At 57.9% G+C, this 7,964-nt stretch carries 7 protein-coding genes; 2 read left to right on the forward strand and 5 right to left on the reverse strand.

Going from position 1 to position 7,964, the window contains the following annotated elements:
- Positions 1-13: 13 nt before the first annotated feature.
- The 4 genes from SFLMC1_RS07260 to tilS all read right to left on the reverse strand — a co-directional run bounded on the left by SFLMC1_RS07260 (position 14) and on the right by tilS (position 5,752).
- Complete coding sequence (locus SFLMC1_RS07260; RefSeq protein WP_152073225.1) at positions 14-1,204, reverse strand: pyridoxal phosphate-dependent aminotransferase; 1,191 nt, start codon at positions 1,202-1,204, stop codon at positions 14-16.
- A 170-nt stretch (positions 1,205-1,374) separates the two neighbouring features.
- Positions 1,375-3,513, reverse strand: coding sequence for an ATP-dependent zinc metalloprotease FtsH (gene ftsH / locus SFLMC1_RS07265; protein WP_152073226.1), 2,139 nt, complete (start codon positions 3,511-3,513; stop codon positions 1,375-1,377).
- 1 nt (position 3,514) lies between these two features.
- On the reverse strand, positions 3,515-4,063 hold the full coding sequence (gene hpt, locus SFLMC1_RS07270) for a hypoxanthine phosphoribosyltransferase (RefSeq protein ID WP_152073227.1): 549 nt from the start codon (positions 4,061-4,063) through the stop codon (positions 3,515-3,517).
- Between the two features lie 147 nt (positions 4,064-4,210).
- On the reverse strand, positions 4,211-5,752 hold the full coding sequence (gene tilS / locus SFLMC1_RS07275) for a tRNA lysidine(34) synthetase TilS (RefSeq protein WP_187323901.1): 1,542 nt from the start codon (positions 5,750-5,752) through the stop codon (positions 4,211-4,213).
- A 48-nt stretch (positions 5,753-5,800) separates the two neighbouring features.
- On the opposite strand from tilS, the gene SFLMC1_RS07280 reads away from it, so the two are divergent.
- Complete coding sequence (locus SFLMC1_RS07280) at positions 5,801-6,610, forward strand: MBL fold metallo-hydrolase (protein WP_152073228.1); 810 nt, start codon at positions 5,801-5,803, stop codon at positions 6,608-6,610.
- A 76-nt stretch (positions 6,611-6,686) separates the two neighbouring features.
- Here the strand turns inward: SFLMC1_RS07280 and SFLMC1_RS07285 are convergent, their stop codons facing one another.
- On the reverse strand, positions 6,687-7,118 hold the full coding sequence (locus SFLMC1_RS07285; RefSeq protein ID WP_040359532.1) for an Hsp20/alpha crystallin family protein: 432 nt from the start codon (positions 7,116-7,118) through the stop codon (positions 6,687-6,689).
- Between the two features lie 178 nt (positions 7,119-7,296).
- On the opposite strand from SFLMC1_RS07285, the gene SFLMC1_RS07290 reads away from it, so the two are divergent.
- Positions 7,297-7,863, forward strand: a complete 567-nt coding sequence (locus tag SFLMC1_RS07290; protein ID WP_152073229.1) for a hypothetical protein — start codon at positions 7,297-7,299, stop codon at positions 7,861-7,863.
- The last annotated feature ends 101 nt before the right edge of the window (positions 7,864-7,964 follow it).

Here is a 7,964-nt window from a genome sequence, read left to right on the forward strand (position 1 = left end):
TAAGCAGAGCGCTTTACTTTGGACGATACTCGTCGGCCAGCCGCTTCCAGGCGGGCAGCGAGTTGACGATAGTCTCGTAGCTCACGCAGTAGCCCAAGCGGAACCAACCCGGCATACCAAAACTGTCCGAGGGAACCGCAAGCAACTCATACTTCTTTGCGCGCTCGCAAAACGCATTCGCATCGGGCTCGAGCGCCTTCACCCACAGGTAGAACGCGCCGTCCGGCTCAACATAGGTATAGCCGTAGTCCGCCAAGGTGTCGATGAGCGCCGTGCGGTTGCGGGCATAGGCCTCGACATCACTCGGCTCATCGATGCAGTCGATAATTACGCGCTGGAAGAGCGCCGGCGCGCACACGAAGCCCAGCGTACGGGCGGCACCGGCGACGGCGGGCATTAGACGAGCTGCCTGGGGATTCGTATCGGGAACCAGGATCCACCCAACGCGCTCGCCCGGTAGCGAAAGTGACTTGGAATACGAGTAGCACACGATGGTGTGCTCGTAGATCGAAGGCACCCAAGGCACCTCGGCGCCATAGACGATCTCGCGATACGGCTCATCCGAGATAAGCGTGATTGGGTTCTCGGGGTCGCGCTTGGCATTGACCTCGCGTAAAACATTGGCCAGTCGCGTCAGGGTGTCGCACGTATACACGGCACCGGTCGGGTTGTTGGGTGAGTCGATAATGACGGCAGCCGTCTTATCGGTAATCGCCTTGAGCACGTTATCCACGCTCAGCTGGAACGTATCTTCATCGGCGAGCGCCTCGACACACGTACAGCTTGCCTTCTCAATCCACACGCGATACTCCGGGAAGTACGGGGCGATAACGATGACCTCGTCACCCGGGTTCGTAACGGCATTGAGCGTGCAGGTGAGCGAAGCCGCCGCGCCCACGGTCATAAAGATATCCTTGCCCTCATAGCTCGTACCGAAACGACGGTTGAGCGACTCAGCCACGGTGGTACGGCACTGTGGCAGGCCCGGTGCGGGCGTGTATCCGTGCAGCTGTTCGCTCGGCAGCTCCAGGGCCTTTCTGATGGACTCCGCGACGGCAGCGGGAGCAGGAACGCTCGGGTTGCCCAGCGAGAAATCGAACACGTTTTCCACGCCGATTTGCGCCTTGCGCTCAAGGCCGTAGCTAAAAATCTCGCGGATGATGGAGCTCTCCGCACCGCGAGTATACATAGTTTCATTGATCATCTGTTCCCCTTTCGCATAGGCGGTATTGTACGCTTTAGTCGGGCAAAGCGCCGCAGCAATGTTGATTGGGGACAGACTTAAATGCGTGAAAACGCTCATTTAAGTCTGTCCCCAATCAACAAAGGAAAAAGCCTCCGCAGGTTTCCCCGCGGAGGCTTTCGCCACAAAGACTATTTGTCGTCGTCGGTATCGGCACCGGCATTGACGGCATGGTCATCGCCGGCATCATCGGATGCGGCTTCGGCATCCTCCTGCATAGCCGCCTGTGCAAATGCCGCGGCGTCTGCCGCAAGCTCCTCCTCGCTCATGCGAGGCGCATGCTTCTTGGTCGGCATGCCGGCCGCCTTGGCATTGCGCTCCTCCTTGGCCGCCAGGATATCGCCCTCGCGCTCAAGGTAGGAATCCCACTCGTTGTCGAGCAGGGCGTTCAAGGCATCGCCTTCAACGGTCTCGCGCTCAAGCAGCACCTTGGCCATCAGATCGAGCTGATCGCGACGGGCATCAAGAATCTCGACCGCACGGCGATGGGCCTCACGCATAATGCGCTGAACCTCGATATCGATGCGACGCGCCGTTTCCTCGGAGTAATCCTGGTGATCGGCGTAGTCGCGGCCCAGGAACACCTGATGCTGCGCCTCGCCAAAGACCTGGGTGCCCAGCTCCTCACTCATGCCCAAGCGCGTGACCATCTCGCGCGCCATCTTGGTTGCACGCTCCAGGTCGTTGCTCGCGCCCGACGTGATGTCGTCGCACATGAGCTCCTCGGCAACGCGGCCGCCCAAGAACACAGCAAGCTCGTCGAGCATCTCGTTCTTGGTCTTGAGGAAGTGGTCCTCCTGCGGCAGCTGCAGCGTATAGCCCAGGGCCTGACCGCGACTGACGATCGAAATCTTGTGGACCGGATCGGAGTGCTCCAGGATGTGACCAACCAGGGCGTGGCCGCTCTCGTGGTAGGCAATCGTGGTGCGCTCGGCCTCGGTCATCACGCGACCCTTGCGCTGCGGTCCGGCGATGACACGCTCCATCGATTCCTCGACCTCGTCCATCGAGATCACAGAACGATGACGGCGGGCAGCCAACAGCGCAGATTCGTTGAGCAGGTTCGCCAAGTCGGCGCCAGTAAAGCCAACGGTCATCTGGGCGAGCTTCTCAAACTTAACGTCCTCGTCCATCGGCTTGTTCTCGGCATGCACGCGCAAAATCTGCTCGCGGCCCTTCACGTCCGGACGGTCGACCGTCACCTGGCGGTCAAAACGGCCGGGGCGCAGCAGTGCCGGATCCAGAATGTCAGGACGGTTGGTCGCGGCGATCAGGATGACCGACTCGCTCTCCTCAAAACCGTCCATCTCGACCAGCAGCTGGTTGAGCGTCTGCTCGCGCTCGTCGTGGCCGCCGCCCAGACCGGCTCCGCGCTGACGTCCCACGGCATCGATCTCGTCAATAAAGATGATCGACGGGGCCTGGGACTTGGCCTCCTTAAAGAGGTCACGCACACGGCTGGCGCCGACACCCACGAACATCTCGACAAAGTCAGAACCCGAGATGCTAAAGAACGGCACGCCCGCCTCGCCGGCAACGGCCTTGGCCAGCAGCGTTTTACCGGTGCCCGGAGGGCCCACCAGCAACACGCCACGCGGGATCTTGGCACCCAGCTTGTGATAGCGATCCGGGTCGCTCAAGAAGTCACGAATCTCTTCGAGCTCCTCGACTGCCTCGTCCACGCCGGCAACGTCTTCGAACTTGACCTTGGGGCGCGTGGCCTCGTTGGTCTTGGCGTTGGTCTTGCCAAACTGCATGTTCCTGTTGTTGGCGCCCATCATCTGGCGCATAAAGTAGAACATGATGGCAATCAGGGCGATCGTCGGTAGCACGCTCATCGCCAGGTCGCCCCAAAAATCGGGATCGTTGGTGTTGACGATGTACTTGGTATCGGGGTGTTTCGCCATAAGCTCGGCAAGCGAATCGGAGCCGACATAGGTCGAGGAGAAGCTCTTGAGCTCGCTCGTATCGCCCTTGTCCTTTTTTGTCTTCCAGTAATGGCCCGCCACGCTTCCGTCTTGAACCGTATAGGTCAAATCTTCGACGCGATCCTGCTCAATGGCGTTGACCATCTCGCTCGTCGCGAGCTTTACGGTATTGCTGGAATTGGCAAAGCCGGAGCCCATGTTAAAGAAGGCATAGCCCAGAAGCGCGCAAGCCAAAATAAAATACAGCCAGCCCGTACGCGTGGGCTTCTTGCCTCCGGGCATCCCCGGGATCTTAGGCTCCCGGGGAGTCTGGGAATTGTTATCGTTACGGTCGTCGGGCATCTTACGAATAAACCTCCGGTTTCAAAATGCCCAGATACGGAAGGTTACGATAGCGCTCGGCATAGTCGAGGCCGTAGCCCACCACAAAGGCATCGGGGCAATGGGTTCCAACATACTTGGGCGTGACGGCCGAGGTACGGTCCTCAACGTCCTTCCACAGGAAGGCGGCAACCTCCAGAGAAGCGGGCTTGCGGCTCTTGAGGTTCTTCATCAGGTACTTGAGCGTCAGGCCCGAGTCCAGAATGTCCTCGACGATCAGCACGTCGCGACCGCGGATGTCGATATCCAGGTCCTTAATGATACGCACGATACCCGAGGACTTCACACCGTCGCCATAGCTCGAAACAGCCATGAAATCGATGTTGGTCGGCAGCTCGATCTTGCGCATCAGGTCGCCCATAAAGACCACGGCGCCGCGCAGGACCGCAATCAGCACCAGATCCTTACCCGCGTAGTCGCGAGTAATCTGCTCGCCTAGGCGAGAGACGATACCGTCGATTTCCTCCTGCGTAAACAGAATCTTCTCGATATCCGGATGTTGAGAAGCCATGACAACCCTTTCTTGTGCTTATCGTCCACACACCGCCGTATGGACGCGAACTTCACATTCTAGCAGCGCACGGGGTATATTTTCCAGCCCGTATGCCATCAGCGCGGGAATACCGTCAACGTCGCACAGAATAGTAGGCGCAAGGCACTATTCCGCCTCGACCACACGAAGCAGATATGCCACGCGCGTTGCGGCCGTGCATTTAAAACGCTCGTCCGCGCGAACTCCGGCGACCCATACCACGGCACCTCCCGGAGCCGTTCTCACCACGGGAACGCCTGCGCGCTCAGAAACGGGAATACGAGACTCGTTGAGCAGGTCGGATACCTTCTTACTTCGCCCACTCATGCCCAACGGACACATCACATCCCCCGGCGCGGGACCGTCTACCCACAGACGCGCCATACGCGCCTCGGCGGGAATCTCCCCGCGCGAGCCGGCGAGCATCCGCTCGCTATCGCGATCGGCAAAGCCCAGCGTCGCGGCATCCACCATAGCGACCACCCCTCCGGCACCCGCGAGTTCGCGAGCACGACGCACAATATCACACCCCGGCTCGACGGCCATCGGCTCTGCCACCAGGATGCGGCCCGCCCCCAGCGGCAATCGACCGGGAATGGTGACCCAATCGGCAACTAATCCCTCGCGCGCCGCCGGGGCCTTGAATGACAGCATGCCAAACTCCACGCGCGCATCGATTCCCGCCGGCAGCGTAACCGAACCCGAGCCTTCGGCGACACAGGCGAGCACGCGCTCCACATGCCGCATCTCCGGGCGAACGTCGGGGTCGATACGCTTAATTGCCAGTCGCACCATGCGCCGAGCAATCACCACCTCGGCCGCGGCCAGTCGGCGAGCGTCGAGGACCAGCGCACCCGCCGCCTCCTTACGCAGGCAGCTTCGAAACGCCTGTGCGGAAAGCTGGGAAAGAAAGGCGTCCTCATCGCCTAAGATCTCGCAGGCGGCGCCAATCGTCTTGCAGACGCTCGCGTTGCGCTGTGCCACCACCGGCATTACTCGATGGCGCACGTAGTTACGCAAGTACGACACGTCCTCGTTGCTCTCGTCCTCTCGCCACGGCTGACCATGCACCTGCAGATAGCCAACGAGCTCATCATGAGTCATGTCGAGCAAGGGACGCACCACGATATTCCTCCGGCGAGGAATGCTCGATAGGCCAGCGGGCCCCGAACCCTTAATCGCGTTCATCAAAAACGTTTCCGCGCGATCCGAAGACGTGTGTGCAGTGCAGATACGAGCCGCCGTTCGCGGCGCCCCCGTCTGGGCGCAGAGCTCGCGAACATACCTTCGCGCCGCGGCATAGCGTACCTCGCGGGCAGCCGCTTCGATATTGCCCGACTCATCATCAAAATAGGCATGCTCAACACACAGCGGCAAGCCATATTGTGTGCATAGGCCGCGCACAAAGGCCTCGTCGCCATCGGATGCCTCGCCGCGCAGATGATGGTTCACATGCAGCACGTGCAGTCGCTCGCGCGCGATGGGGGCCACACCACGCCCATCCAGAATATCCAACTTTGATGTGCACGCCATAAGGAGCAAAGCCGTCGAGTCCGCACCACCTGATACCATGAGCACCACGGGAGCAGCCGTCTGCCGCGTTGTCAGAGCTTTATCATCAGCCCGCGATGCAGCATGGTGTCCATAATGCTGAGATACCGTTGGCATTTGCTTCCTCCTCTATTCGTTCGCACCCATTGTATCCTTTGGAATCTTATGTCTCGTCTGCACCTTCATATCCTTGGCAGCGGCTCAAAAGGCAACTGCGCGCTCATCGAAGGGCCCCGGGGGCTCATCATGATTGACGACGGTCTTTCTCGCCGCGAGACATTAAAGCGCATGGCAGAACTGGGGCTCTCGGCAGACAACGTCTCGGCTCTTCTCATTACTCATGAGCATAGCGATCACATCAAGGGTCTCGATGTCTGGTGCAAGCACTGGCACGGCCCCCTCTTTGCCAGCAGGGGAACACTTTCGAGCAAAGAGAATCTTTCGCATCTGCCTGTTGAGGAGTTCGATCCCGGTGATACCCTATCCATTGCCGGCATCCACGTGCAAACCTACTCGACATCACACGATGTCATCAATCCAGTCGGCTATCGATTCGACGCCCTCGATGATTCCATCGGCTTTGCCACCGACACCGGAGAGCTATCGAGCCAAGCCATGAACACCCTCAAAGATTGTCGAGTCCTCGCGCTCGAAAGCAACCACGATGTGACCATGCTGCGCGAGGGAGAATATCCCCGCTTTCTTCAGGAGCGCATCCTGTCTGCAAGGGGACACCTCTCCAACAACCAAGCCGCCGAAGCCGCGCGCGAACTTGTCACCGATCGCACCGAACAGCTCATCGCCATGCACATTAGTCAGGACAACAATCGTCCGAGCCTAACCGTCAAAAGTTACGCCCGAGCGCTCGATGCAACACTTGACGATGAGATCGGCAGCACTGCGACCAGACATTCTGGCTCGCAGCAGCTCACCATACGCCCCGCAGGACAATATCGCCCCATGAGCATTCAATAGCGCGTCGCAAGAAAAAGGGGGCTGGGAATCTCTTCCCAGCCCCCAATTTAAACACTCGATTGAAGTAGCGTCGCCGTTAGTCGATGGAGATCTTCGTGACGTTCTTCTTCTCGACAATCTTGGGAACCGTAACGGTCAGGATGCCGTCAGCGTACTTAGCCGAAAGGCCCTCGCTCGAGGCGTCCTTCAGATACACGCCACGCGTCGCGCTGTACGAGCTGAACTCCTTCTGCAGGAAGTTCTTGCCCTCGTTCTCCTCGTCCTCCTCGACATTCACGCTAATGGACAGACGACCCTCGTTGAGCTCAACATCAATATCGTCCTTGGCAACGCCGGTCAGATAAGCCTTGACCTCATAGCCGTCGCCCTTGTCCTCAACGTCAACGGGAAACGCCTTGGAGGCAATCGAGTTGTTTGCCAGGTCGGTCATATCATCGAACAGATCGAACAGCGAGCTAGCAGAGGGACGAACGCCAAAAACCGAACGATAAGGAACCATGCTTGCCATGTTTACCACTCCTTTTAAGGACTGCAGAGTCATCTTCTAGGTGACTGGGACTTCTTTTGACGCTCTTTTATATGCCCAGCCGCTTCTCATATATACATCGACTATAAAGTTTTTTGAGTCCCTTACTATAAGCATATCTAAGTGCGTATGACTCATGTTTTAGGAAGGTTAAGGTTCTTTGAACCAGAGCTTAAATAGCGAGTATGTCCCCAGCAACAAAGAACGAGGGGCTTACAATGGGCACGTACGCGTTGTTGGTAACGAGCTAAAGGGCATCATGGACGACCAAAACCAAAACAATACGTTTATGCCGGCTCAGAGGGGAGAATCTACCCCGCAGCCAACGCGATTTCATCGCCCCCATATCTCACAAGAGCCCATCAACGATCCAGAGCCCGACTATGTGACAAGAAATCGATATCAAACGCTCGAGGATGCTCAAACAGGGCGTAAGCATATGGGCGTCGCATCGGGCGATCCTGTATATCTTAAAGATGCGCCATTATCAAAAAACAGCGCGATCAATGACGAGCCAACGAATGCACCTGCAACTCGGCAACAAAGAGGTCCTCGACCTAAGCAAACTTTGACGCATTCGGCCCGATATCTCGAGACGCCAAAACAGGGAAAATCAATCTTTGTTTCATCAAGTAAACGACGTAAGCAGCATCGACTGACAATCCTGCTATTGATTATTGCGATCGTAGCGGTTGCCCTTGTAATTCGATTCGTTGTCTTTAAGTAAAGGCCCAATAGCTAAATAGCAAATAGAGCGACTGGAGTAATTGACTCATTAAGCTCAATTAACGCAAAAAAGGGGGAGGCCGCGAGGCCTCCCCCTTCTTC

The organism is Collinsella aerofaciens, assembly GCF_901212495.1.
Taxonomy (GTDB): Bacteria; Actinomycetota; Coriobacteriia; order Coriobacteriales; family Coriobacteriaceae; genus Collinsella; species Collinsella aerofaciens_H.

Bases quoted from the DNA above. Each gene is read 5' to 3' on its own strand.
- SFLMC1_RS07280 (WP_152073228.1), top strand. From the start codon at position 5,801: ATGTCTCGTCTGCACCTTCATATCCTTGGCAGCGGCTCAAAAGGCAAC.
- SFLMC1_RS07260 (WP_152073225.1), bottom strand. From the start codon at position 1,204: ATGATCAATGAAACTATGTATACTCGCGGTGCGGAGAGCTCCATCATC.
- SFLMC1_RS07285 (WP_040359532.1), bottom strand. From the start codon at position 7,118: ATGGCAAGCATGGTTCCTTATCGTTCGGTTTTTGGCGTTCGTCCCTCT.
- tilS (WP_187323901.1), bottom strand. From the start codon at position 5,752: ATGCCAACGGTATCTCAGCATTATGGACACCATGCTGCATCGCGGGCT.
- hpt (WP_152073227.1), bottom strand. From the start codon at position 4,063: ATGGCTTCTCAACATCCGGATATCGAGAAGATTCTGTTTACGCAGGAG.
- ftsH (WP_152073226.1), bottom strand. From the start codon at position 3,513: ATGCCCGACGACCGTAACGATAACAATTCCCAGACTCCCCGGGAGCCT.